This is a genomic window from Trichocoleus sp. FACHB-262 (assembly GCF_014696035.1).
In the GTDB taxonomy this organism is placed as follows: domain Bacteria; phylum Cyanobacteriota; class Cyanobacteriia; order FACHB-46; family FACHB-46; genus Trichocoleus.
Window position 1 is genome coordinate 51,295 of record NZ_JACJPK010000055.1, and the last position, 25,708, is coordinate 77,002.

24 protein-coding genes are annotated in these 25,708 nt (G+C 48.5%); 12 read left to right on the forward strand and 12 right to left on the reverse strand.

Translation table 11 applies throughout. The annotated features are described in order from the left end of the window. Positions 1-259 precede the first annotated feature (259 nt). Complete coding sequence (locus tag H6F68_RS10910; RefSeq protein ID WP_190432875.1) at positions 260-1,060, forward strand: DUF2993 domain-containing protein; 801 nt, start codon at positions 260-262, stop codon at positions 1,058-1,060. A 108-nt stretch (positions 1,061-1,168) separates the two neighbouring features. Beyond that, a complete protein-coding gene (locus H6F68_RS10915) occupies positions 1,169-1,816 on the forward strand; it encodes a MotA/TolQ/ExbB proton channel family protein (protein ID WP_190432878.1) in 648 nt (215 codons plus the stop codon). Between the two features lie 73 nt (positions 1,817-1,889). Here H6F68_RS10915 and H6F68_RS10920 read toward each other — a convergent pair whose 3' ends face one another. From H6F68_RS10920 to ctpA, 3 genes are all read right to left on the reverse strand, one after another. Further along, positions 1,890-4,877, reverse strand: coding sequence for an ATP-binding protein (locus H6F68_RS10920; RefSeq protein ID WP_190558926.1), 2,988 nt, complete (start codon positions 4,875-4,877; stop codon positions 1,890-1,892). 330 nt (positions 4,878-5,207) lie between these two features. Continuing rightward, the gene (locus H6F68_RS10925; RefSeq protein WP_190558928.1) at positions 5,208-6,515 is read right to left on the reverse strand and encodes an HD domain-containing protein; all 1,308 of its coding nucleotides are present in this window, start codon (positions 6,513-6,515) and stop codon (positions 5,208-5,210) included. Then, positions 6,505-7,740: a carboxyl-terminal processing protease CtpA gene (ctpA, locus tag H6F68_RS10930; RefSeq protein WP_190558930.1), complete on the reverse strand. Its 1,236-nt coding sequence runs from the start codon at positions 7,738-7,740 to the stop codon at positions 6,505-6,507. Before ctpA ends, H6F68_RS10925 begins: the two co-directional genes overlap by 11 nt. A 421-nt stretch (positions 7,741-8,161) precedes the next feature. Between ctpA and petB the strand changes: the two genes are divergently transcribed. The 4 genes from petB (at position 8,162) to H6F68_RS10950 (ending at position 11,472) form a co-directional block, all read left to right on the forward strand. Continuing rightward, positions 8,162-8,830 (forward strand): cytochrome b6, encoded by a 669-nt coding sequence (petB, locus tag H6F68_RS10935; protein ID WP_190432888.1) that lies wholly within the window; start codon positions 8,162-8,164, stop codon positions 8,828-8,830. A gap of 142 nt (positions 8,831-8,972) precedes the next feature. After that, the gene (gene petD / locus H6F68_RS10940; RefSeq protein ID WP_190432889.1) at positions 8,973-9,455 is read left to right on the forward strand and encodes a cytochrome b6-f complex subunit IV; all 483 of its coding nucleotides are present in this window, start codon (positions 8,973-8,975) and stop codon (positions 9,453-9,455) included. A gap of 332 nt (positions 9,456-9,787) precedes the next feature. Further along, the gene (locus tag H6F68_RS10945) at positions 9,788-11,056 is read left to right on the forward strand and encodes a glycosyltransferase (RefSeq protein WP_190558932.1); all 1,269 of its coding nucleotides are present in this window, start codon (positions 9,788-9,790) and stop codon (positions 11,054-11,056) included. A 35-nt stretch (positions 11,057-11,091) separates the two neighbouring features. Further along, positions 11,092-11,472, forward strand: coding sequence for a hypothetical protein (locus H6F68_RS10950; protein ID WP_313930082.1), 381 nt, complete (start codon positions 11,092-11,094; stop codon positions 11,470-11,472). 114 nt (positions 11,473-11,586) lie between these two features. Here H6F68_RS10950 and H6F68_RS10955 read toward each other — a convergent pair whose 3' ends face one another. Beyond that, positions 11,587-12,012 (reverse strand): hypothetical protein, encoded by a 426-nt coding sequence (locus tag H6F68_RS10955; RefSeq protein WP_190558934.1) that lies wholly within the window; start codon positions 12,010-12,012, stop codon positions 11,587-11,589. 152 nt (positions 12,013-12,164) lie between these two features. Next, on the reverse strand, positions 12,165-14,030 hold the full coding sequence (locus H6F68_RS10960) for a lipopolysaccharide assembly protein LapB (RefSeq protein ID WP_190558936.1): 1,866 nt from the start codon (positions 14,028-14,030) through the stop codon (positions 12,165-12,167). A gap of 89 nt (positions 14,031-14,119) precedes the next feature. Between H6F68_RS10960 and H6F68_RS10965 the strand changes: the two genes are divergently transcribed. The 3 genes from H6F68_RS10965 to H6F68_RS10975 all read left to right on the forward strand — a co-directional run bounded on the left by H6F68_RS10965 (position 14,120) and on the right by H6F68_RS10975 (position 17,475). Next, entirely contained in the window at positions 14,120-14,386 is a 267-nt protein-coding gene (locus H6F68_RS10965; protein WP_190558938.1) for a hypothetical protein, read from the forward strand. 102 nt (positions 14,387-14,488) lie between these two features. Further along, entirely contained in the window at positions 14,489-16,669 is a 2,181-nt protein-coding gene (locus tag H6F68_RS10970) for a pentapeptide repeat-containing protein (protein WP_190558940.1), read from the forward strand. Positions 16,670-16,923: 254 nt separating this feature from the next. After that, positions 16,924-17,475: a porin family protein gene (locus tag H6F68_RS10975; protein WP_242065453.1), complete on the forward strand. Its 552-nt coding sequence runs from the start codon at positions 16,924-16,926 to the stop codon at positions 17,473-17,475. A gap of 107 nt (positions 17,476-17,582) precedes the next feature. Here H6F68_RS10975 and H6F68_RS10980 read toward each other — a convergent pair whose 3' ends face one another. Beyond that, positions 17,583-17,840, reverse strand: a complete 258-nt coding sequence (locus H6F68_RS10980; protein ID WP_190558942.1) for a DUF6737 family protein — start codon at positions 17,838-17,840, stop codon at positions 17,583-17,585. A gap of 172 nt (positions 17,841-18,012) precedes the next feature. Between H6F68_RS10980 and H6F68_RS10985 the strand changes: the two genes are divergently transcribed. Beyond that, complete coding sequence (locus H6F68_RS10985; RefSeq protein WP_190558944.1) at positions 18,013-18,318, forward strand: hypothetical protein; 306 nt, start codon at positions 18,013-18,015, stop codon at positions 18,316-18,318. 61 nt (positions 18,319-18,379) lie between these two features. On the opposite strand, the gene H6F68_RS10990 is transcribed toward H6F68_RS10985, so the two are convergent. After that, entirely contained in the window at positions 18,380-19,801 is a 1,422-nt protein-coding gene (locus H6F68_RS10990) for an esterase-like activity of phytase family protein (protein WP_190558946.1), read from the reverse strand. A gap of 135 nt (positions 19,802-19,936) precedes the next feature. Further along, on the reverse strand, positions 19,937-20,281 hold the full coding sequence (locus H6F68_RS10995; RefSeq protein ID WP_190553031.1) for an NAD(P)H-quinone oxidoreductase subunit M: 345 nt from the start codon (positions 20,279-20,281) through the stop codon (positions 19,937-19,939). A gap of 50 nt (positions 20,282-20,331) precedes the next feature. Here H6F68_RS10995 and H6F68_RS11000 point away from each other — a divergent pair, with 50 nt between their 5' ends. Both H6F68_RS11000 and H6F68_RS11005 read left to right on the forward strand, forming a co-directional pair. Beyond that, positions 20,332-21,072 carry a histidine phosphatase family protein gene (locus tag H6F68_RS11000; RefSeq protein WP_190558948.1) on the forward strand — a complete coding sequence of 247 codons (741 nt, stop codon included), beginning with the start codon at positions 20,332-20,334 and terminating at the stop codon, positions 21,070-21,072. A gap of 157 nt (positions 21,073-21,229) precedes the next feature. Further along, positions 21,230-22,240: a hypothetical protein gene (locus H6F68_RS11005; RefSeq protein WP_190558950.1), complete on the forward strand. Its 1,011-nt coding sequence runs from the start codon at positions 21,230-21,232 to the stop codon at positions 22,238-22,240. Between the two features lie 117 nt (positions 22,241-22,357). On the opposite strand, the gene H6F68_RS11010 is transcribed toward H6F68_RS11005, so the two are convergent. The 4 genes from H6F68_RS11010 to map form a co-directional block, all read right to left on the reverse strand. Then, positions 22,358-23,176 carry a hypothetical protein gene (locus H6F68_RS11010; protein WP_190558952.1) on the reverse strand — a complete coding sequence of 273 codons (819 nt, stop codon included), beginning with the start codon at positions 23,174-23,176 and terminating at the stop codon, positions 22,358-22,360. Beyond that, positions 23,173-24,042 (reverse strand): DUF488 domain-containing protein, encoded by an 870-nt coding sequence (locus H6F68_RS11015; RefSeq protein WP_190558954.1) that lies wholly within the window; start codon positions 24,040-24,042, stop codon positions 23,173-23,175. Before H6F68_RS11015 ends, H6F68_RS11010 begins: the two co-directional genes overlap by 4 nt. Before the next feature lie 161 nt (positions 24,043-24,203). Then, positions 24,204-24,794, reverse strand: coding sequence for a leucyl/phenylalanyl-tRNA--protein transferase (aat, locus tag H6F68_RS11020; RefSeq protein WP_190558956.1), 591 nt, complete (start codon positions 24,792-24,794; stop codon positions 24,204-24,206). Next, positions 24,769-25,527, reverse strand: coding sequence for a type I methionyl aminopeptidase (gene map, locus H6F68_RS11025; protein ID WP_190558958.1), 759 nt, complete (start codon positions 25,525-25,527; stop codon positions 24,769-24,771). Before map ends, aat begins: the two co-directional genes overlap by 26 nt. Positions 25,528-25,708 lie beyond the last annotated feature (181 nt).

A 25,708-nucleotide genomic window follows, 5' to 3' on the forward strand; every position in this document is an offset into this window, starting at 1 on the left:
GAAATATCCTGGGCTAGCAATTAGATAAACTTATCTAGTCACTACCTAAAAGAAAAGTATTTTTCTAGGCTGTAAGTTGCTTGGGATCATTTACTTGTAAGCCTTTCAGGTAAACCTACTTGTGGATTTTCAAGTCGGCGATCGCATCTTTGGGCCTTATGGGTTAATATCTTTAACTAAGCCCAAGGTTACAAATTGATTGCTGTGTTCTTCATATTTTGTTACAAAAGGTGAAGAGCTGTTTCAATTGAGAACCTGCATGTTTGGCGGTCTTTCTGGTTTGACAACTCCTCCCGGCTCAGGCACCGACTTTGGTGAGCGTATGCTCAACACGGTTGCCAGCCAAAGTATTCGTCATCTGTTTACCCAGAGCGAATCAGTGGAGGTTGCTGTCCGTTGCTTCCCTTCCAGCAAACTCCTCCAGGGCAGCATTGACAGCTTCAAGATGAGCGGTCGTGGCCTCATCATCCGCAAGGATTTTTGGGTCGAGGAAATGTCATTTGAGACGGATGCAGTTTCAATTGATTTTGGGTCAATTTTGGGTGGCAAAATTCGTTTAAAGCAGTCAACCCAAGCTGTGGCTCAAGTCACCTTGACCGAAGACGGCATCAACCAAGCGTTTCAGTCTGAGCTGGTACAAAAGCGTCTGCAAAATCTCACCATGCCGGAACTAACCAACCTGTCTGGGGGAGAGCCAGTTTCATTTCGCGAAGTGCAGCTACAATTGCTGCCCGATAATCAAGTCAAAATCTTGGCTAAAACTGATTTACCTAACTGTGATGCTGTTCCAGTTAGTATGACTGCAACCCTTGACGTGGAAAGACGGCGACGGATTTTGTTTCAAAATTCTCAGTTTGAGCCAGAGGCGGTGGATGAATCTTTACGCGCTATCTCTGAAATTTTGACTAAAGCTTTTGCTCAAGTTTTGAATGAAATGGTTGATCTCGATCGCTTCAACTTAGATGGGGTGATGATGCGGATCAATCGTTTGGAGACTCAAGGCAAAAAGCTGATTTTTAGTGGTTATGCTCAGATCGATCGCTTCCCAGGCAACGGTTAGTGGCTTTTGAGTTGGGAGTCTAAAGGCGAGCGATCGCGTCTCGAACTCAAGTCTGAACTGGTAAGCTGTTCAAGGTGAACTTGTTTCTCTTCTTGAAGCTGATCTAGCATGGCATTCGCGAACTTATTTATCTTAGGCGGCGTTGTAATGTGGCCATTGTTGGGATTTTCGATCCTGGCAGTGGCTTTGATTTTGGAGCGAGCTGCCTTTTGGTTCCGGATTACCCAACGGCAAGACCGTGTAGTGCGCGAAGCGCTGAGCTTATACAAGCGCAGTCCTCAAGCGGCATTTCAGAGACTAGAGCAGAATGCTGATCTGCCCATCACTCGCATTTTTTTGACTGCGATGGAACTAGAGCAGCCCTCACCAGAGGAATTTCGCTTGGCTTTAGAAAGTGCGGCCCAAGCGGAGCTGCCCTTGCTCAAGCGCTTTAATACCATCTTTGAGACCATCATTAGCATTGCACCCCTCCTAGGTCTGCTGGGGACCATTTTGGGCTTGATTGGCTCTTTTGCCTCATTGCGGGTCGGAGATTTGGGGGGTACTAATGCCACTGGGGTAACGGCTGGCATTAGTGAAGCCTTGATTTCTACTGCCTCTGGATTAATTGTGGCTATCTTTACGCTGCTATTTGCCAATACCTTCCGAGGGTTATATCAACGGCAAATTGCGCTCATTCAAGAATACGGCGGGCAGTTGGAATTGTTGTATCGCCGCCGCTATGAGCGCGATGACTTGCCCTATGCTTCTTCTTGAGCTGCGATCGCTCTACTGTTGAAGCTTGAGAACAGGATTTAGCGGGAGTAGGGGGTATTCACCCTGGAGACGGCTAAACTTCCGTGGCCTTAGAGCTGGGTGGCCAACTGATCTCTCCTTTCGGTAACTGGGCTTGCAGATGTACGGTGAAAACGGTGCCTACTCCGACTTGAGATTTGAAGCTGATGCTGCCGTCATGCATTTCAACGAGCTGGCGTGTCAAAGCTAGTCCTAACCCAGTTCCTTCGTGCTTACGGTTTAAGGCGCTGTCAATTTGCTGAAAAGCTTCAAACAGCAAGTGATGCTTGTCTGCCGCAATGCCAATGCCTGTATCTTCTACCTCGATGGTGACTATATTGCCATCGCACCGCAGCCGCAACCAAACTTGGCCGCCTGAGGGGGTGAACTTGATAGCATTTGATAACAAATTCAAGAGAATTTGTTTAACTCTGCGCTGATCTCCTACAAAGCGATCGCATTTTTGTAGACCTACTAAATCAGTTGTCAAAACTAATTTTTGACCCTGTGCCTTTTCACTTAAAGAGGCAACACTTTGTTCGGCCACTTCTTGCAGGGAAAAGCGACTGATTTGTAGAGAAGCTTTGCCCGCTTCAATTTTGGATAAATCTAAAATATCGTTAATTAATTGCAGTAAGTGAGTACCGCTGTTGTGAATAATGCCTAGATACTCACTTTGCTTAGGAGTTAACGAACCAAAGAGCCGATTCAGTAGTGCAGAAGACATGCCAATCACTGAAGTGAGAGGCGTACGCAGCTCGTGGCTCATGGTCGCCAAAAACTCACTTTTAGCCTGACTGGCTTTACAAGCAGCAGCTAAAGCGTCTTGAAGTTGTTCGGTTCGCTCTGATAGCGCTTGGCGAGTTTCAATCAGCTCGGTGATGTCCCGTGAAGTGCCAAGTAGGCCATAAACTTCGCCATCTGGTTTTTTGAGGGGCACTTTGAAGGTGTCTAGATGACGCATTCCGCTCGGAAAGACAATGGTTTCTTGCGTGTGCAACGTCTGACCCGATTGAAATACTTGCAAATTTTGTTCAGCAAAATGGTTGAGCAAGTTGCTAGGTAGACAACCAAAAATTGATTGGCCCTGAATATTTTGGCGGTCTTCGTAACCAATGGACTTGGCAAATGCATGATTGCAAAACGATAAAGTCATGCCCTCCCGGTGCATGACAAAAATGTGATCGGGTAGAGCATCAAAGAAGTATTCTAGCTCTGCGGTTCGTTGGGCAACCTGCGCTTCTAAGGTTTGGTTGTGTTGCTGAATCTGTTGGTAAAGGGTGGCTTGGTGAATGGCGATCGCTAGTTGATCCGCCACGGTCGTTAGCAGTTCCACTTCTGACTCATGCCAGTAGCGTGGGTAGTGGTCCTGGCGGAACGAAATGCAGCCCCAGAGCTTTTGGTGATAATGAATCGGCACCATTAACCAAGCTCCGGAAACCTGAGTCGGTGGCTTTTCTGGATGCCAGGGGCGGAGAGTACGAGCATCGCTGACTTGTACCGTTTGCAGGTTACGTAGGCGAGCGGAGTGAGGATGAATGGGGGCAAAAACCGTGGCATCCACGGTGGAGGATGCTTCTGGCTGCAACCGATACTCCGTTTGGACTTGCCAGTCTTGAGGGTCTTCAAGATATTGAAAAATGCTACAGCAATCAACTACCACCAGTTGCCCCAACTCCATCACTACTGTTTCAAAAATATGAGACAGGTCTAGTGAGGCTCGAATTTGGGCTACGAGGCGATTGACCAGAGCCGCTCGTTGTACACGTTCTTCGGCTTGTTGGTAAACCAAAGCTTGATAGAGCACTTGCTCAATTTGGTGAATCACCATGTGGAGCAAATACATTTCTTCGGGTTGCCAAATGCGATCGCGCTCCCATTGCTCAATGCAAAGAAACCCTCCTACCCATTTATCGGCGTGCTTCGGGTGAGATTGGGTCCAACTGGAGAGCGCCGCCCTAGCAACCCCAGACTCGCGAACTTCCGTATGCTCCGCTAGCAGAGGAAATTCATCAGATACCCAAGTGCTCAGGTGGTGATGCTTGTGGATGAGCTGCTCTACGGTTGCCCAAGCAGGATAATGGGTATGGCGGTCCCCAGTCAGCAGTTCGGGCGATCGCGCGATCGCACCCCAGATGACACGCTGATCTTTAGCGCTATAAAAAGCAATCAGGCAACGACTAACATTAAAAATTGTCCGAATCACTTCAGCAGAGCGGCGCAGAATCGTTTGCGGCTCTAAGGAACTGCTACTGACATGCAACAGTTCGTGCAGAAGTTTTTCCTGCTGCAACCAATGAGGTTGTTGATAGATAGTTTTGGTACTGGGCCGAGCCGCCACAGCTTGGGAGTTTGGACTCATGCTGTGATTGGTTGAGGTTAGTGCTTGCGTTGCACCATTGGCTTCTAGGGCCATCAGCAGCTTTAATGTAATCTCACTTTGCAGCTCTGGGACATTGCTCTGGGCTACCCAGCTAGCAATCGCTGTCTCAAAAGCAGGGGCGATCGCCACTACAGTCGAGACCTGGAGTTGTAGATGGGCACAAAACTTGCTGATTTCGGTTGAGTCGTAAATCAGCTCAATTTGATACAAAGGCTCTAAGTTTGCGTGGTTAGGCTCTAAAGGTAGGGGGCACCCTGCTTGAAACAAAATGCTGAAGCGATCGCTGATACCCAAGATGAAAACTAACGGGGTCTGAGAGAGCGAGTGATGAGTTTCGAGGTGAGTTGGAAAGTGCTCTAGGTCTAAGTGGCAGGCAAGCCAACCATTTAAGCTTTCCTCTCCACTGACCCAGGTTGATTGAGGTTGACTTCTGCCTTCTGGCTGGAACTTAAAATAGCTATTGGGGTGGGTTGCAGGAAGTTGTAGCGAGCTTAGCTCAGCGCCAGTTTTTAGATCCAACCCTAGCTGACAGGGCGTTACTTGAGGATTTTGAGAACTAAAAAGTACTAGGTGCAGATCCGGTAACGCTGTTAAAAACTCCAGCAATGCGGAGCCCAGGGCCACACAGGAAGACTGCTTCAACGCATACTTATTATTCATTGTAAAAACAACATAGCCTGTGTCTAAAATGGGCAACTTGATGGAGATGCTGACGATAAAGATGACTCATAAAATCTTGCGCTTAGAGTAGCAGGGAGATAAAACTCACTGGTTGGGCTACTCTAAACTCGGTAGATTCTTAAACTTAATCAATAGCGTTATAGGGTAGGCAGGCTCAGCTTTTTAATCTAAAGTTTTCCTGCCATAGGTGATGTATCAATTTATATCAAGCTCTAACCCAATGCTGTTTGTAACTTTTTTGACCTGCATTCCTCCTGTAGAAATTGTTCCCTATAGCTAGAGAGATACAACGGCTACCAGTAGAAAGACTCAAGCTGAATTGAGTTTAGGGTAAAAGTTTGAGAGCGAAGACTCGATCTCTGAAGGATAGATAAGCCAGGCTCGTTTCACAGGTTGGATCAGAGTTTTTACTAGAGGCGACAATTCACTAATTTCTTGCAATCCAGCGGCGGTTTGTAACCTAATGCCCCGTTGGTAGATAGTGTAACCACGGCTACAGGCAACACGAATTCCAGCATAGTGAGTTGCGCTAAAACCGACTTGAGCTAGCCAAATCGATACTTGCTGCATCAAATGTTCTTGCTCATTTACATTCAAGCTAGAAATATCTAGAGCTTTCAAGAGATCGCGATCGAGAAAACGGCGACACAAATCTGCCAACACTGGATCGGCGCAGTGCTGCCAGCGCTGCAAGTGGTAAGTTAGCACACCATCATCGGCTGCCAGGTAATGGGCCAGCGGTAACAGCTTCACTGGAGCCCCTAAGAGAGAACTACCTTCTCCAGGAAGCTTTGATTGAGTTAGCCAAGCTGTGACCGTATCATCTGCTTCAATACCACCTAAAGCAAATTGCTCACAGGCGCGTCTAAAAGCTTGCTCCAATACCCAAGTTGCGGCAATATTTTTGGGATGGTTGTAAACCTGGGCGTACATGAAATAGCGCACGATCAAATAATGCTCGATCGCAGCCATACCTTTACGAGCGACCACCAACTGCTGACTTACCGGGTCGTAGCTCAGCGCCATTAAAATCCGATCGAGGTCGAGCTTGCCGTAGGAAGCGCCTGTGAAGTAACTATCTCGCATTAGGTAGTCGAGGCGATCGCAGTCAAGCTGACTGGACACTAACTGCCAGACAAAGGGAACCGGATATTTCTTCAAATAGACCTGCTCCAAGCTGTCCACCAAGCTAGGGTCAAAGTAGTCTAAAAGTTGACGAACGGGAGTAGATTCTCGCAGAATCCGCTTGGTCCAAGCTTCATGATGATTACCAAAAATCTCTTCGCTCGTATGGCTAAATGGTCCATGCCCAATGTCATGTAGCAGCGCCGCACACAAAACAATGGGACGGTGCGGCTGTACTTGGGGGTAGCGCTTGGCAATGCGATCGAACACCCGCCGCGCGATCGCCATCACGCCCAAAGAATGGGTAAAGCGAGAACCTTCTGCTCCGTGAAAGGTGAGGCTGGCAGGACCAAGCTGACGAATGCGCCGCAACCGCTGAAAGGCAGGCGTATCGATTAGGCGAATCAGTAAAGCTTCGGTTGGATCACTGTTATCCAACGCGATCGCCCCATGCAAGGGGTCATGATACGTGCGACTGGAATTAGGCAGCACCCGCTAGCACAGAAGGCTGGGTGAGTAATTCGACCGCTGCTTGATATTGTTGGTCCTGCTCCGTAGCAACTTGCTCGCGGGTAATTGCTTCTAAAGGTACCAGGCGATCGGGCGTAATGCCTAGCTTATTGATGTCATGGTGGTTGGGAGTTTCATACTTCGCCACCGTTACCGCTAAGCCAGAACCATCTGAGAGTTCAAAGAGTGACTGAATTAAACCTTTGCCAAACGTTTTTTCGCCGACTAACTCAGCGCGACCATTGTCCTGCAACGCCCCTGCTAGAATCTCACTTGCGCTCGCGGTACCTTGATTCACCAACACGACCAGTGGGTCTTGCGTCAGGGCAGGGCCGTTCGCCTCAAAACTGTCTTGAATGCCTTGGCGATTCACGGTGTAGACAATAGTCCCGGAGTCTAGCCACAAGCGGGCAATTTCCACCCCAGCTTGTAGCAGGCCCCCAGGATTATTGCGGAGGTCGAGAATGTAGCCCTCGGCTCCTTGATTCTCTAGGCGATGCACAGCTTTGGCTAGCTCAACGGTGGCGTTGGCATTGAACTGATTCAGGCGAATATAACCAATGGTGGGGCGGTCACGAAACTCACGCAACTGGGCATAAACCGGATTAATCGCAATGCGATCGCGCACCACCTGAATATCTAATTCAGGCTCCCCTTCTCTGGCCACAGTCAAAACCACACGACTGCCAATGGGACCGCGCATTTTCTCGGCAGCTTCATCCAAAGTCAACTTAGCTGTAGGAACGCCATCAATGCGCGAGATGCGGTCGGCAGGGCGGATGCCAGCTTGCTCGGCTGGAGAACTTTCAAGCGGCGCAATAACTTTTAACTCACTCGTCTCTGGATCGAGCGCAATTTGCAAGCCGACTCCAGTTAACTCGCCAGAAGTATTGGTTTGTAAGCTGCGGTATTGATCGGGTCGCAACAACCGAGTGAAGGGGTCGTTCAAGCTAGCCAGCATTTGCTGAATCGTTTCATATGCAGCTTCTCGGTTGTTGAGTGGACGGCTGAGGACTTGCTGACGCAGCGATCGCCAGTTTTGATGATTGAAAGACTCATCGACATAAGAGCGATTGACGATTCGCCAAACTTCATTCACCAACCGCTGCTCCTCTGTGAAAGCCCACGCTGGAGTAGACCAGCTCAAAGCTACCACAATCGGCAATATCAGCCATAACCCAACCCTAGCGATCCACTTTTTTTGCATGACACCGAATCTTAGTTCACTAGATCCCTAACTTCTTGAGTTGCCTCAGCATGAAATCCTCTTCTGGTCTATGTTACATTTTTTGTAGACTCCTGTGAGTTAGCCCATCCATTTAGCCCAAACTAGCTCAAAGAATTGCCGTCTGAGTCCCTGTTGGAGAAGCTTCACTCAAGCAACGAGCTAATAGAAGTTCAGTAGGTAATCTGCAAGCTTTTTGACAGCGTACTAGGATGGATAGAACATTTGAACTCAATAAGCTCAGACTAGATCAGACCAGAATCTAGCTCTCCAAACTTGTTGAGAGTCTCTTAGAGAACTCTTTGGATCAGTAGCTTACTCCAGCCGACCCCCCAAGATTCTCCTTCTTCTGAGAGACTAGAAAGGTCACAAACAGCAATACATTTTCAGGAATTCTTGCTTCATGTTTACCAAGCAGGTAACCGACTCAAAAGTCTACAACTGGTTTGAGGAACGTCTGGAAATCCAGGGACTCGCTGATGATGTCAGCAGCAAATATGTGCCTCCCCACGTCAACATCTTCTATTGTCTAGGTGGCATTACCCTGACTTGCTTCCTAATCCAGTTTGCAACTGGGTTTGCAATGACGTTTTACTACAAGCCAACCGTAACTGATGCTTTTGCGTCAGTTCAGTACCTGATGACAGAGGTCAACTTTGGTTGGCTCATCCGTTCCATCCACCGCTGGTCTGCCAGCATGATGGTGCTGATGATGATTTTGCACGTCTTCCGGGTTTACCTCACCGGTGGTTTCAAAAAGCCTCGTGAGTTGACTTGGGTAACAGGTGTAATTTTGGCCGTAATCACCGTTTCCTTTGGTGTAACTGGCTACTCACTGCCTTGGGACCAAGTCGGTTATTGGGCTGTCAAGATCGTTTCTGGTGTTCCTGAAGCAATCCCAGTCGTAGGCCCCTTTATCGTTGAATTACTTCGCGGTAGTAGCAGTGTGGGTCAAGCAACTTTGACTCGCTATTATAGCTTGCACACCTTCGTTCTGCCTTGGTTGATTGCAGTCTTTATGCTGCTGCACTTCCTCATGATCCGTAAGCAAGGCATTTCCGGTCCTTTGTAAGCAATTCCCTGTAAGCAGCCCATAGGCAGTCTTCAGAGTTTGCTCAGAGCACTTATACTAGGCTATTACATATAGCTCAAGTCTAATTGCTGTCTCGTTCTCTACCTGCTGACTTCAGAATAAAGGAGAGCACTTTTACATCATGGCAACGATTAAAAAACCGGATCTCAGCGATCCACAGCTTCGCGCCAAACTTGCCAAGGGGATGGGCCATAACTACTATGGTGAACCCGCTTGGCCTAATGACCTGCTTTACATCTTCCCAGTTGTAATTGCGGGCACGATCGCTCTTTGCGTCGGTTTGGCAGTTCTAGACCCAGCTTTGGTGGGTGAGCCTGCTAATCCCTTTGCCACTCCCTTGGAAATTTTGCCTGAGTGGTATCTCTACCCTGTCTTCCAAATCCTGCGCATTCTTCCTAACAAGTTGTTGGGGATTGTGTGCATGGGTGCAATTCCTCTAGGTCTAATGCTTGTTCCTTTCATTGAGAACGTGAACAAGTTCCAAAACCCCTTCCGTCGTCCAGTGGCTACCACCCTCTTTTTGTTTGGGACTCTGGTAACTTTGTGGTTGGGAATTGGTGCAACTTTCCCTATCGACAAGTCCCTAACTTTAGGTCTGTTCTAAGAAAGCTGAAGAGTTCAACTCAACGCCTGCTTGTGCTTCCGTAGTGCCAATTGTTGTACTACTGAAGCACTTAAGCAGGCGTTAGTCTTTATGTGAAGCTCTGGGCTGAGTCCTGCCCCCGATTCGCAAAGATTAGATTAATCTACTGGCTGTCGTTCCCATTCCAACCTGTTATTTGTTAGGATTTGGCAGCAATCTTAAGTTATTACAAAATACTAAGCGAACTGATTATTAATCACTATCAATTGTTCTAGGCTCCTAGCCCTAAAAATTTGGGTGCAAAAACTGCAAATATTTCTGGGGGGCGGAGTAATTTGCTCCGGTAATAATCGATGACTGGAACTTACCATTCACCTGATGTACTAGCAGTCAAGCGTGAAGTTAGAGCTACAAAATTGGACCCTATTACGACTAAAAGTGCCCGTCACGTATTTGTATTCTTAGAGATTTTTGCCTGCGAAGGTGGCATCCAATCCTACGTCAAAGATGTATTGAAATCTTACGTAACTTTGGTGGAACCAGTAGCCCGAGAAATCGCTGTCCCTTACAAAGCGGATGTATTTTTACTACGGGATGGGCCAGAATGCCACAATCCCTTAGAATCTAGTCCGGTCAATTTTCACTATTTCAAAATTCGTCCCCCTGCTCTAGGACGCCTTAAATTAGCTGCTCAGTTGTTGGCTTCTCTACTGCGTGATCGCCCTGAGCGAGTTTTTTGCGGCCATATCAATCTCGCCCCCATGATCCAGGCGCTATGTCAACCGCTAGGGATTCCCTATACTGTCTTGACCTATGGCAAAGAATTTTGGGTCAAGTTGCCACAGCATGAGCAAAAGGCTCTACAGCAGGCAGCCAGTATTTGGACGATTAGCCGCTATAGCCGCGATCGTGCCTGTGAGGTCAATGAACTAGACCCACAGCGAGTCAAGTTGCTTCCCTGTATTGTTGATGGCGATGCCTTTACCCCTGGCCCTAAAAACCCAGCTTTAGTCGAAAAGTATGGTTTGGCTGGAGCCAAAGTGCTGATGACTGTGGCTCGACTTTGGGCAGGGGACCGATATAAAGGGGTGGATGTAACGATTCAAGCTCTGCCTGCGATCGCTCAAGCTTTTCCGCAGGTGAAGTATTTAGTGATTGGTCGAGGTGATGACCAGCCCCGATTGGCCCAATTGGCTCAGGATTTAGGGATGGCGGATCGGGTCGTGTTTGCGGGCTTTGTCCCGACTGAAGAGCTAGTTGAGCATTACCGCTTAGCTGATGCCTACGTCATGCCGTCCCAGGAAGGCTTTGGCATAGTCTACCTAGAGGCGATGGCTTGTGGCGTGCCTGTGGTGGCAGGAGATGCAGACGGTTCCGCCGATCCGCTGCAAGATGGCAAACTCGGCTGGCAAGTGCCCCGGCGCGACTCAGAGGCAATAGCAGCGGCCTGTATTGAAATTTTACGCAACACTGAGGATCCTGTGGGTCAACCAAGCGATCGCCGCTGTGACGGAGCTTGGTTGCGCCAAGAAGCTTTATCTTTGTTTGGCGCTGAGGCGCTGACTCAGCAATTAAAACAATTACTGAGTTCGACAATAGGGGAGTCAACAAAGCTATCCTAAAAAAAGCAAGAATTTGTTGCCTCTAGGAGCTTGCTGTGAATCAAGACAGCCTCAGAAGTTTTCAGTTAACCCTCGCTGGTGCAAGTCGCTGGCTTATGTTCCTAGCTTTGCTCTGGCTGCTAGGATTAGCGGGTTTGGGCTGGCTGGTCAAGTCATTTCTGCTTGTGGTTGGTTTTATTTGCTTAGCGCCAGTCATTGCATTTTTAGGCTTTCGCTGGTGGCTGAAGCGCAACTTAGTCCAAGCTCAATGCCCCGTTTGTGGCTCTGAGGTGGCGGGCATCAACCAGACCCAGATTGAGTGTGCTAGTTGTGGGGAAGCACTTAAGGTAGAGAAAGGCCATTTAAGCCGTCTAACGCCACCGGGAACCATTGATGTGCAAGCTATTGAAGTGCCAGCCCAACCCATTGACCGTTAGCTGGACTTTTTTCAACGCGATCGCCTAACTACCCATCTCAATTAAAAAAGTGGACAGTTCTGAAAGAAGAACCATCCACTTTTTTGTTTAAGTTACTAGCGGTTTAGGCTTTTGTTAGTTGGGAGCCTGAGAAATGGAAAGTCGGTAAGCATGCTGTCCTTGGCCGCGATCGCCAACGTAAACAGAGTAGGTGCCAGGAGACCAAAAACCTGAGATTTGCGCTGGCTTCTGGGAATAAGTATCTGCTAAAGAACAGAATCGTCCCCCCGGACCATCAATCAACAAGGTGGGTTGCCCTTCACTTTGCACTGCAAAACGCAGGTAAGGAACAGCCTGGGTCACTTGAATTACCTGACTGGGGGCATTACTGACATAGCCACAATCGCTACTTTTAGCTCCGCCCGATGTGCCTGTTAGCACTTGAGGGTCAGGCTGAAACCCTGGAGCAACAGGTAAAGGTTTACTCTGAGCTGAACCAGCAACTGTCAAAGCCACCACCAGGGCTGTAGGAACAGCAAGCCAATATTTGTACGTCTTCATCTTGCTCACCCCTCAAAAAGTGCGGAGTGCTCCTAATTCCAGTATCCGCAATTTCCGGCGAATTGCGGAACTGTATGTTCATGTTTCTAGATTGTCACAGAACTTTTTATTGCTGAGGCAGCTAAAGCCCTACACAACCAATTACCAATTAATTAGGTGGAGTGGCGATACTGTTCTAGTAGCTGCGGGATGTGGTCATAGCCATCGACCCCGATCACGGAAGCAATTTGACGGCGGTATTGTTCTAAAGCTGCTTGAAACCCTGCTTCCCCCAGTTGCCCCTGCAAAATCATTAGTAGCCCTGCGGGTTGCCGCCACTCACTAGAGGCAATTTGCTCTAGAAGATACATGCCCAAACAGCCACTATAAACAGATTTTTCTAAGTTTTGCAGACGGTAGTAGGCTTCGGCTAAGTGAGCTAAGTTGCGAGCTTGTAAATAGACATCACCAGAAAACTGCGCCGCTTGAATCCCGCCTTCTAAATAAGCGATCGCTATTTGTGATTGATCTAAGACAATATGAGCGATCCCCAAACTGCTGAGACAGAGGGCTTGGCTTTGGCGATCGCCTAACCGTTCAGATAATTTCAAGCCTTGCTGTAAATAATCAATCGCACTTTCGTAGGTTTCAGGTTCAACTTGTTCTAGCTGCTGCGCTTGTAGCACTTCGCTGTAACCCAAGTTAGCTAAAGCATTCGCCTCACCCAAGCGATCCCCAGCCTGACGACTCAGAATCAAGGCCCGCTGACTGTAGTTGATCGCTTCGGCATAATTTTTCTCCGATACACAAGCCCGACTGAGGTGGTTGAAGTTGGCGATTTCACAGGGGCGATCGCCTGCTGTCCGCGCTAGCTCCAAAGCTTGTTGATGAAAATTTTGCGCCCGGTCATATTGGCCTTGCGCCCGGAAAGAATAGCCGAGTAGGGTCAGGATTCTGGCTTTTTCCTGAGTGCCTTCCGCTCGCCGTAATGGTTCATCCAGGTAGTTCAGGGCATCTCGTAAATAGTTGCCCGCAAAGGAAGCAAAAATGCCACCGTAAAGTGGAAAGTACTCACGTTGCGCAAAGGTTCGCAGGATTTGCAGTGTGCTCTGAAAGGCTGCATTGGCAAAGCGATCGCCTAAACCCACGCCCATTTGGGACCACAGTACAGCAAACGCTAGAAACGTCGAGATGGAGAGCTTAGAGCCGACTTTGGAATCGTAGACCAACTTATCAAACCAGGTCACCAAACCTTGCTGTAAACCGCGCAGAATCACCGTGAGTTCAACCCAATCTTCGAGGTCCACGGTTTGATGTCTCCCCCACTCAGCCGCCGATTGCTCATGAGCGAGGGCTTGGAATAAAGATTGAGGCATGGGACTGCCAACTTGTTTAGCCCACAGTGCCCAAGGACCACGCTGACCTGGCACACCTTCAAACCCTAACTGCCCTTGGTTTTGGTCGTAAATCCATCCCACCAAATGGTCTTCTAAACGACGCCAAGCGGCGATTCCGCGCCCAATGCCTGTCGCTAGTTGCTCAATCTGCTGCTGAGAGTCAGTCTCGGTGATGGTAGCGGCTTGCTGCTGTAACGCTTTAGCAAGCTGTTGCCACTGCTGTAGCGTCACGATTTGCCCTCGATTGGGATCGGTGACTTGAATCAAGGTTGTTAAGCGCTGCTCAGGCTCAGCCGCTACGACTTGACGCAGTGCGGTCGTGAGCATTTCTGTCGCTTGGTTTTGCTCTTGCCAACGTTCCCACTCGCCTTGGATCGTCTGTAAGGCTCTCAGGACACGGTTGGCCTTAGCGAGTTTTAGCTCATCGGTTTGGATTTCGACTTGGCGTTGAGCGGCAGTGAGGCGATCGCCCAAACAACGCTCAAAGAGCTCCCCCGTCCCGGCACTCACCTCTTGCAATAGCATTTGGTAAACCTGCTCTTTAGAGCGGATTTTGCCCTTGAGTGTGGTTTCGACAATGCGATCGATGAGTTCTAGATAGCGACTAGCTAGTGGAGTAGCACCCCTCACAGGATCAGCCATAGAATTTAAACGCTTTTAGAGAATTTTCAGTTACCTTACCGAGAGTCTAGCTAAGCACAATCTTTTTTATTTTTTCTTATAAACTGAGCGTGCTTGGGCGACTTCTCTTCGCTACAATCGCAGACACAACAGTAGATTTACTGAGCCCGCTGCTGTTCCTCACCATTGTCGCGATCGCTGCTGAAATTCAGCATGGGAATTTAGCTGAACTTCTACGGCATGAGTTGGTTTTAGGACAAGGATTTGTCCTACTTTACCAGGGTAGCTTTTTTGGTAGGGCTGCTTGCGCAAGTCTATTCACTAGTTGGTGGATCGCACTGATGAGCTATGACTTAACACCGCGATCGCCTTCATAACCTAATCTCAGCTTGACGCAGTCTCTACGCGGGTAGAGACCTCCTACCCAAGAATTACAAGAACTAATAGACTGCATAACTAGTGACGGGGAGTTTTTGAAGATGGCGAGCCCAACTGTGAGGAGAAGCACCAATCGCTCTCAATCGACGTTCCCTAGTTGGCGCTTCAAACGGTTGCCCTTACTACCTCGACGCTGTGGAGCTTGGCTCATTGAGGTTTCTCTAGTTGTGGCCAGTGCTTGGGTGCCGTTCAGTTTAGGGGAATACGCCAGGCTCCACTCTGCCAGTGAGCCAGTGCCACTCAATCCCTTCGTCGCTCAAGCTGAAGCAGCGATCGCCCGAACCCTAGCGATTCCGGTGGGTGATCGCGATCGCACAGTTCCTCCCCTGACAAATTTGCTGTGGTCTGGTGCTGTGGTGGCTCCATTTGTGGTGGCGGGGCTAAACCTGTACTCACTCACTAAGACGGGTAAAACTCAACCCAAGCGATGGTTTGCCGTCAAGGTAGTGACGGCTACGGGAGCGCCTCCCGGTTTGGTGCGAGCGATAGTACGAGAAGGCATTGGGCGCTGGGGCTTGCCGCTGGGGCTTGCTTACACGATCTGGCGCTACAGTGGGGCGTTTCCAGATCTCAGCATTTTGTTGGGGTTAGCTAGTTTTCTAGTATTAAGTGAAAACTTTAGTGCCCGCTTCAACTCGCGGCGGCGGGCTTGGCACGATCGCTTAAGCGGTACCACTGTAATCAACGCAGCCCAACCCACTTCGATCTATAGCGACCATGTACAGGTATTGCGACGTGACCGCCAAGCTTGGTCAGAGCAGTCATCTCAGTGGAGTGAGGAAGATGCGGCGATCGCGGCCATTGTGCTGACACCAGAAAAAGGCTGGCGGGGGCAAGGGTTGTGGTACTGGATGCGTCAACATCCTGGCATGACCCTGCTGATCGTGTCGCTCTCTAGCATAGCCTTGGTACTTGGCACCTTCGTGGGCACCCAAGTCTATGTGCAAAGCCAAGCCAATCGCCGGGAGTTTAAGCAGCAGGATAATCAAGTCTTTCTAGCGTTGGTCAGTAAGCTGACCCCCACCTCTCCTGGTGCACCAGACGAGCGGCAAGGAGCAATCCTGGCGCTAGGTACGGTGAATGACTCACGGGCAGTGCCGCTCTTAGTGGATTTGTTGGGACAAGAAGACAAACCCGCCCTGATTGATGCGATTCAGCAAGCTTTAGTCAGTAGTGGTCCCGATGCTCTGCCTTACCTGCAACGACTGAATCAATCTTTGAAGACTGATTTGGAGTTGCTGCGCTACGGCAATAACGAGAAGGAGTACAAGTTATTGGCGTTGAGACGACGGGCGACTCAACGAGCGATCGCTAAATTGCTGACAATCTATAGCGGTCAAGTGCATGCTGCCGATTTGAACCGAGTAGACCTAGGCCGCGTCGCTGAAGGGGCAGCTCAATTTACACTCGTGTTGGATCAAATCGATTTATCAGGGGTCCAACTGAAAAGTGCCATTTTGGCGGGCGCGAGTTTGCAAGGCAGTCGATTCTATGGAGCGGGCGAAGATGAGCGCTGGGGAACCTTTGATGATTGGGTTACCGACTTAAGTGGGGCTGAACTCAAAGATGCCAACTTAACCGGAGCCTTGCTAGGGAATGCTTTGATGGAGCGCACGAATTTAATTCGGGCCATTCTCAACAAAGCGGATCTCTCAAAGGCTCGTCTGTCAAAATCGAACCTCAGTAGTGCCAAACTGGTTGCTGCTAATTTTCGCCAAGCTATCTTGAATCATGCCAGCCTTACAGGTGCGGATCTAGGAAATGCTGACTTCTCCGAAGCAAATTTGCAAGCCGCTCGATTGGGTCAAGCTAGTGCGACTGCCACAAAATTTCAGTTGGCTAACTTAGTGCGATCGGAGTGGCAAGGAGCCGATTTGACTGGGTCAGACTTTAGCCAAGCTAACCTCCAGTATGCGGATCTAAGCTCGACCCAACTGGCAGAGGCTAATTTCAAAAATGCGCAATTGCAGCATGTCAGTTTCCGCAACGCAGATCTCAGTCAGGCAGATTTACGCGGGGCCAATGTTACGGGAGCAGACTTCCAAGGGGCGATTTTTACACCTTCCTCCTCTAAGCCTTCTAGCCAGTTCATTCAATTAGCACCTATTGCTTCGCAGTCTGGTCTGTTCAAGGGTGTTAACTTTGTCGATGCTAAAAATTTGAATCCTACTCAGATTGCCTATATTTGCGCTCAAGGGGGTCGTCATCCTCAGTGCCAATAGGGTGTGTCTCTGTTTTGTAAATGGCGCGGGCGAAACCCGTGTCCTACAAAACAAAATGCAAAACCTGTGCTAATCAGTCAATCAGCTAGATTATTGCGCTGCTTGGGTGAAAATAAGTAACAAGATGCCTGGTTTAAAACTAGGAATTTGCTTGAATAGACCTGAGGGTGAATCAGCCTAGATGAAGGGCTGAGGGCTGAAGTTGAATTGAGCGAGACAAATCAATCAATGCTACTGGTAGTGAGGAGTTGGCAATGAAGAGTCTTAAGCGCCTGTCGCAAAGTAAAAGTTGGGCTGGGTTGGCTACGGCGATCGCTCTAGGGGGCGCTGTCATAGCGGCAGGAGTTGAAGGTCTCGCCCCATCCGCAGCATCGGCACAGGCTGCCTATGGGAGTTATGTTGGCGTTGGTCCCTCGATTGGTCTCACCGATGGCTCTATCAATGAAGATAGCGAAAACGCTTTGGTCATTGCCGCTCGTTACAAGCTGCTGAAGTTGCCAATTTCTCTCAGAGCCCAAGCCTTGATTCTGAATGACAACACGGCGATCGTGCCCACTGTGTCTTACGACATCCCACTGAGCTGGCAAGCGGATGCCTATATTGGGGCAGGATATTCTTTCTCAGAGGGCGACTCTACTTCGCCTCTAGGCAATCAAGACGCCTTTGCTATTCAACCCGGAATTGACTACGCTCTGCCCAACAGCAAACTCGTAGTGTTTGGCAACGCCATTATTGCCTTTGATGCCTACCGGGAGAGTGGTGGGACAGCGGTCTCTGTGCAAGGTGGAGTCGGATATCGATTTTAATTCCAGAGACTAGAAGTTAAAAGTCGGAAGCCAGGAGCCAGAATTTAGGTGGTTCTTGGCTTCTTCATTCAGGTAGTCATGGTGGCCAAAGAGATTTAGAAATAAAGCTATTCTTCGGCGATCGCACTCTCTACTGAAGATGACTCGGCTTCTAAAATGCCACTCCGAATCACAAGTTGGGGCCAGACCAAGATAAAGAAACCCATCCAAGTTAGAATTGGCACTGCAACGAGGCAGGCAAACCAAACAGTGTGGGCAAGCAACCAACTGCCAGTAATGATGGTGATACCTGTAAGCAAAATGGACCAAGGTTGGCACCACCAAGGCTTATAAGACCAAGGGCTGATTTGAGAAGATTCAGACAAAATCTGACGCGATCGCTCCAGAACTCAACAGGGGTTATACAAAGAAACTGTGTTTTAGAAGGCACATCACTTTGAGTACAATGCTAAAACAAACATGACTAGAGTGTGGCTACTGCTCTAGTGATGGAAGGGGTACTGGATCATTCTGCAACTGTGTCTTCTGGCGATCGCCATGCCTCACCGCAACTTTGATTCTTTCCGAACTCAGCATTTGTCTGACCTGGAGTGGCCTGCCAATCCTGAACTGCAAAGCCAAATTACAGAATTACAAAACTCCTATAGCTCCCACTATAAGTTGCTAAATGTAAATGCTTGGGCGATCGCGAAAACAATGGACAAGTTCTATCCAGGTTTTTGGAATCGCTTCATGGCAAATCGGCAAGTAGCGTTGCAGCAATTTCTGGAGCAGAAGCGCCAGCAAGCAGCTCAGGATGCAGCTGCTACACCGTCTTCTGCCAGCTTAGAAATTCCAGAATAAATAGGTAAGGTGAGCATTGCCCACCCTACAAAACGATTCGAATAGCTTCTAAAAGCTGGCTCTAAGAGCGAGAAGCTGCCAAATTTAAGGGCTGATCCAGCTTGATTAAGATGAACTCGCTATCATCCGGTTTGCCTGGAGTCCGACCCGCACTAAAGGGATAGTTGTTGTCGTTGATCACCAAAAGAGTATTGGCGTCAATTGGTAACACGTCCTCGATCGTCACGAACGGGAAAGTAAACCGACCGTTCACAGTGCCATTACCACCCAGGCCTTGAGGGTCAGAAATATTGAGCAAATCTACGAGTAAGTCTTTTTTGACAAAGCCAGCCTCGTCTTGCTGCCGCAAATCTACTTTGTAGAGACGCTTGAACTGGGCAGGATCACTAAAGTTGGGATTGTTGGGATCGCCTTGACGATTGTCCCGTTCAATCACAATAAACTCGGAGTCATTAATGGCTGTAAAGTCGCCAATCGCATGACTGGGGTCTTCTAGCCGATAACCAAAAACTTTTCCGGTATAGCGCTTGGTTGCCAGATCAAACTCGTTAATCAGGAGGCGATCGCGCTGGAGGTCGCTGACCACAGGTTTTTCTAGCAAAGCGTAGAGCTTGGTGCCACTGGTATTCAGGGCCATGCCCTCAAAACCACCAGAACGGGGCAAATTTGCCGCCGTAACCCGTTCTTGATCGGTAAGTAGGTTGGCGAAGGCAGGATTGTCAGGCGATTGAATGAAGGGGCGATCGCCGAGTTTGAGGAAGTTGGGTAGGGGAATGGGTGGTTCTAAAAGTTGACCATTGGCGCTGGTATGCAACAAATAAGGCCCAAATTCATCCCCAAACCAATAAGTACCGTCACTCACCCGACGAAATGCCTCCAAATCAAAATCAGCCCCCGTTAATAGGCGGCGCGATTTGATCGTTGCTGCAACTGGAATTCCTTGCGGTTGTCTGGGGGAGATGCTGCCCGGATAAATGTTTTGCTCCGCCACAATAGGGAAGCCAGTTTGGTTGCGGCGATCGCTGAGCGAGATAAAGCTTTGACGACTAAACTGGCTCAACCGCCCGCCACTTTTTACGTTTACTGGAAAAATACGCCCAGAGGCAAAGTCGGGTTCAACGGCATAAAAGCGCAGGGGGTAATCTGGAGAATTAGCCTTGGCCCCATAACCGTTATCTGACAGAACCAAAAAGGTGCCTGGTTTCGGTCCGGGCAGCACCGCAGAAAAACCTTGGACAGGTAGTTTCTCTACAAACGGCACCGAAACTTCATTCGTCGCGCTAATTAGCTGCCCAGAAGTGGGGCCAGGCGCAAAGGTATTGGCTGGCAGAACGGCGCGTCCTACCAACTCTACGGCGATCGCAGGCGCATATAGTCCTAAAGCGTAGAGGGTGCTGACGACCGAAAAAATTGCCGTCAGTCCTGCAACGGAGACTCGTAACTTGGAATGGTGGGTTGAGCTTACAGCCTTGTTTGCGTTCATCGTCAGCAGTTGAGGTGTGGATAGTGCAACCATTAGCACTCAAAACTTACTGATGATGGGTTAAGGGAACCCTTGCCTAGCCGTTAAGATGTCCTTAAAAAAATCTGATTTCATGAAATCTTGCTGGGAAAATTGCTACTCGCTGTCTTTAGCAACTACTTGAGGCAAGCCCATACTGTAGTTAAGCACACGGCTCTCTAGGTTGTAGCTGATTTCTCCCTTCTTCACGAGCGATCGCACAAAGTGCTCCAAGTCTGACCCAATGCGACGCAGGTTATAGTCGGTTAAGTCTTCCCCTTCATTCGCAGCAACCAGCTCATCAAACTTGCGATATACCTGTTGCAAGGCAGCGTCATTCCATACAAACTCGTTGTCTGGGTCAACATCCAAGGTCAAAACGCCATCAGCAGGATTCAGTTCAGTGCCTTTCACTTCCGCAGTAAAGATGTGGATATGGCGGGTTGTAGACTTGAGTAGCATAGGAAATGTTACGGTCTATTGAGTGTATTGACTCATTCTAAACTACGACCATGAAACTCCTGTTTATTCGTCATGCTCAGTCTGTGGGAAACATAGAACGGCGGATGCAGGGGCATGGTGAGTTTGAGCTTTCGGCCAACGGCAAAATCCAAGCGGGGAAGCTGGCTCAGCGCTTACTAGAGGAGTCTTGGTGGCCTTCCGCAGTCTATAGCAGTCCGCTGAAGCGAGCAGTACAGACAACAGAAATTTTGGTGAATCACTTTGTTACGGCTCCTTTGCCTGCTGCCGTTAGTGATCTAATCGATAGTGAAGATACTTCCCAAGTGAGTGTAGCCACAGGCTCTCAAAAACCCTGTACCTTCCAAGTCTCTTATGCCGATGAGCTAGCAGAGTTTCAAAATGGCGTTTTTCAGGGCTTAACTTGGATGGAAGCGAAGGCGCGATACCCAGAGTTTTGCCGCACCTTAGAAACCTCGCCCGACTGGATTCAAATTCCTGAAGCCGAATCGCTGCAAGAAGCACGCGATCGCGCCCATCAATTCATCCAAAAGTTACTGGCCCAACATCAGGACTCTGACCAGATTTGGATTGTGACTCACAGTTGGATTTTGCAGCATTTGATCGCGGAGTTGATGGGTTGCGATCGCTCCTGGCGCTTACATGCCCGCAATACTGCCTTATTTGAATTTTGGCTCGATCGCTCGCGTTGGCACCTGCAAGACCAAAACCGTTTTAATACCGATCTCTGGCAGGTGCGCCGCTTTAATGATTGCCGTCATTTGGCCTCTTGAAACCTCAGCAGTGACACGATAAAGTCTCTGTCAAGACAGATTTCTACCTGGGTGTTTTGAACAGTTTCAATCCACCTCAAGGTACAGTATTGTGAGCAGGGAACCTGGATGACTGCGGCTAAAGTTCAGGATTTTTATTTAGACCGCTGAGCGCACAATGGTAGATTCAATTGAAAATATTACCAAGCAAGCCCGCCAAGGCAGCGTGGCAGCTATTATTCAAGTTTTGAATGATAAGCTGGCGGATTCTGGTGTTAGGACCAGAGCCATTTTTGAGGATGGCGTGCTACAGCTTTTGTGCGAAGCAGCGGATGTCGACCAACTAGAGCAATCTACCTTAGTTGAACGGGTGCGGCAGATTTTAGAGTCGATTTCACCGCGTAATATTCGCCGGGTCAAAATTAACAGCCGCATTGTGCGAGAGCAACAACTCTTGTGGCTAGAAGAAATTAATCGCGATCCAGAAAATCAATTACTTTGGTCGCAGGAAATTACTCTAACTCGACCTAACCTGTTCAAGCAGTTCATGGAGGATTTGCAGAGCCAGCAAGCAGAACAAGCGGCTGGTATGCCAAAAACTCCTTCTCCTCGCCAAGTCCGGGAGCAACGCCAATTTAAGCGAGGTGTGGTGGGTGGTACCTTAGCGAGTTTACTCTTGTTGCTGCTGGGTTGGGGTGCCTACAGTTGGTTTGGGCCGAAGTTGCAGGACAATAGCCAAGCAACTACAACTCCATCCCCTGAACCCGCCAAATCTCCTGAATCTAGCTCCGCTTCACCAACCCCAGCTAGTTCACCCGCACCTGCTACTAACTCTGCTGCTGCGATCGCCCCTAGCCCGTCTCCAGTTGCCTCGGCTAGTCCTAGCCCTAGTCCTCAAGCTGCGATCGCTCCTACTACTACCTCAACTTCTGCTGATCCCTTCGCAGATGCAGTCAGACTTGCCGAACAAACCGCCAGCGATGGCAAAGCAGCCCAATCCTCAGCAGATTGGTTAGCTCTAGCCGCCAAATGGCAACAAGCCTCCGACCTAATGGGACAAGTACCAGCCCAAGATAAGCGCTACAGCATCGCCCAAGACCGCACTGCTGTATATCAACGCTTTAGCGAAGCTGCTTTACTAGAAGCCAAAAAAAAACAAGGTCAAGCAGCTAGCAAATCTGAGAATTAGTAACAGTTAAATTAGAAAATACATCTGGTAAATTCTGTTTTGATGGCAGGGCAACTCTAAACAATTCAGTAGCTTAGTTTCTCAGTGAAAAAATAAAGATTTTATCGGTTTGCTTGCTTAAAACAAAGTGCCTTGAACTATTTGTGCTTGTGGATTGGTTGGTTTAGGGGGCCAGAAAATACCGAGTACAACCCAAGTGTTGTATGGAAATACCGTACCCATGAAGAAGCGAGTGTCCTTGCTCTCATTACACAACTCGTCAAGGAACTTGCGACGAACGCTCAGTGCTGCTTGCTCCTCATTGCCCAATCGTGCTACTTCGTTTAACCAAAGTACTCCTAGCTCCCAATCCTCAATCATGGCGTTGTGAGGCTTACTACTATCCTCGCATTCAAAGATGTAACTGAACTTGTACGGTATTTTGCGAAGGGGCTTTTGCACAGGTCCAAAGAGAGTTAGCTGATCAAACAGAGCCTGCCATTCCGGTTTCCACTCAGGATCAGCAGGCTCAATCTTTAAGTCAAGTACCCGCGTTGGCTTGACGATACCAAGAGAGGCATGCTCAGAATCATGCAGTATTCGCAGTTGCTTGACTGTGTAGATTGGTATTTGATCGATGATTTGACGACGTTCTCCCCATCCGTTTTTTGTTGAGAGTGGTTCTCCTAATACGCGAATCGTGTCTAGAAGCGGCTTTCTGCTTTCTTTCCGTCGATCATTACCTGAGCCATGTGGTAGTAAATCAACTTCTATCCACTGATATTTGCGAAATTGCTGATTTCTTGGTCTATAACGATAGTCAATCGGATAAAGCCGAATCCACTCTCCCTGCTCTGTGACACCAGCAGTGCATACAAGCTCTTGATAGCCTCTTGACGGATGGGGGTACGTCATTACAGTTATAAGAACTTTAGTTTTTACTGCTTGGTTGCTCATTTTGGTGCTCCCAAGTGCTGGATTGACATACCAGTCAAAGTTGTTAGGTGCTGAGCAAGAACATTGCGATGACAAAAGGCTGGATCGGCTTCCATACAAACAAGAACACTGGGCTTAGACTTTAATAGGTCAATTACATCAATCAGGTCATCTTTTCGTGAAGGAAGACTGCAACAATACTTTTCAAACAGAGATGTATATTGAGCATCAGAGCTTAAATTATCCCGTTCTGAGCCCGGTATTCCTAATCCAGGAAGATGTTGATAATCAATTTTCAAAGAGTTACATAAACGTCCTAGCGTGCTTTTATGAAAGCCATATCGACGTGAAATAGGATTATAACGAACATCAATTAAGCAGGAAATACCAGATTCTAAGAGGAGGTTTAAGAATTCATCAACCGTTTTTCCTTCGTATCCAGCGGTGTAGATAGCCTTCTCTGCGCTCGGTCGTTTTTCTTTTCTTCTCCCTCGAAGATCACTATTCACTGTAAACCAAAAATACTGGTTATAGATTAAATCTATGAGTTCTTCCCCAGACAACTTGCCATACTTTGCAGTAATACTCTGAATGTCTTGTACGACGGTTTTAGGTAAATTTATATCTAATTCTTTACCTAATGATGTAAGACTCCAAGAACTATTCTCTTTCTCTAAGAAACCATTACGAATAAGGGAATCTGTTTCTTGGGCGAGAGTAAAAGAGTACGGCCCATAACGATATGGGATGAACTGATAAAAGGTTTTACCTCCCTGAGAAAGTGTTTCATGTGATAGTAGGAATGCCCACTTCATCATCTGTAAACTGGATGCTGCACCTCCAACCTGCTGAAGAATTAACAGTAAAGCTTTTTGCCGATGTAGCACTTTCTTGTTAACCTTGAATTAGATCATTTGTTCTACTTATCTTCTCATGAAGTAGCTACTGTATACAGCTTTCTTAAGTCAATATTATTAAATGAAAGTTCATTTTTTTCTAACACAACTCTAAAAAATAATTAACAGAGACAATATGTCTTAATGCTCTATTACTCCAAGCCACACTGGCGCTGGAGCGCTTGATTTAGTAAAACGCGGTATTCTTTTTGCTTGATGATGTAAGCTCCGAACCGCTCTAGGTGGGGGTTCATCATTTGGGCATCGAAGAAGACGAATTGGCGCGATCGCAGGTGTTCTACCAGCTTCACCAGCGCCACCTTCGAGCCATCGGGGATGCGGAAAAACATTGACTCGCCAATGAACGCGCCACCGATGACGATGCCTAAAATTCCACCTGCTAAGCGATCGCCCTGCCAAGTTTCAAAGCTGTGTGCCCAACCTGCGGCGTGGAGGGCTTGGTAAATTTCTTTGAGCTGCGGAGAAATCCAAGTGGTTTCGCGATCGGCGCAGCCCTCTACCACTGCGGTAAAGTCCCGATCTACGGCGACAGTAAAGCGCTCTTGATTCAGGACTCGTTGCAGCGATCGCGGATACCGAAACCGTTCATCTAGAGGAATCAGCGTGCGTTGACGGCTAGAATACCAATCCAACGCGCCCGACTCATCGGCCATCAAGAAATAGCCCTGAGCGTATCCCTGAACAATAGTGGGAACGTCAAAGGGTAAGGATTTCGACGCCATCCTCAGTTACAACTATGGTGTGCTCAAATTGGGCGGATAGCTTGCGGTCTTTGGTCACTGCCGTCCAATTGTCATCCAATACTTCGACTTCCCAAGTGCCTTCGTTGATCATGGGTTCAATCGTAAACACCATGCCTGACCGTAGCTTTTTACCTGTGCCCCGCTTACCGTAGTGAGGAATGAAAGGCTCAGTATGGAAGACGCGGTGGACTCCATGCCCTGTGAAGTCTTGGACCACCGAAAAACCTTCTGCTTCGGCATACTCCTGAATCGCGGCCCCAATGTCTCCGACTCGCGCATCTGGCTTAACTTCAGCAATGCCTCTTCTTAAAGATTCCTCGGTCACTTCAACCAACTTTTTCGCTAGAGGTGACGGTTGACCCACAAAGTAGGTTCTAGAAGTATCTCCATAGAAACCATCCACGATTGGCGTGACATCAATGTTGATAATGTCGCCTTCCTTCAAAATTTGCTTGGCGTTGGGGATACCGTGACAAACCACATGGTTAACGCTGGTACAGATTGACTTAGGAAAGCCATGATAACCCAGGGGAGCACTCTTAGCTCCGTGTGCTTGGGTCCAACGTTCTGCTTCGTCATTAATCTCTAAAGTACTAATGCCTGGTCGTACCAGCGGTTCTAAATGGCTCAGCAACTCAGATGCAAAGCGTCCAGCCTGACGCATTTTGTCTATTTCGCGATGCGAAAGCAGTACCAGTGGTTCTTTCCCCATTATCTTGAATCCCCCTTGTGTCTTGGCCGTACTATTTCACCGCATTAATTTTGCTAGTTGGGTTAAACATAACCTCGCAAATCTAGTTTGGTGAAGCCGATCTGAATGGTTGTTGCAGTTTGTTCAGAGGCTCTAATCCGGCGTTGGGGTAGCGGTATAGTGGTTAGAGAAACCCTCTGTT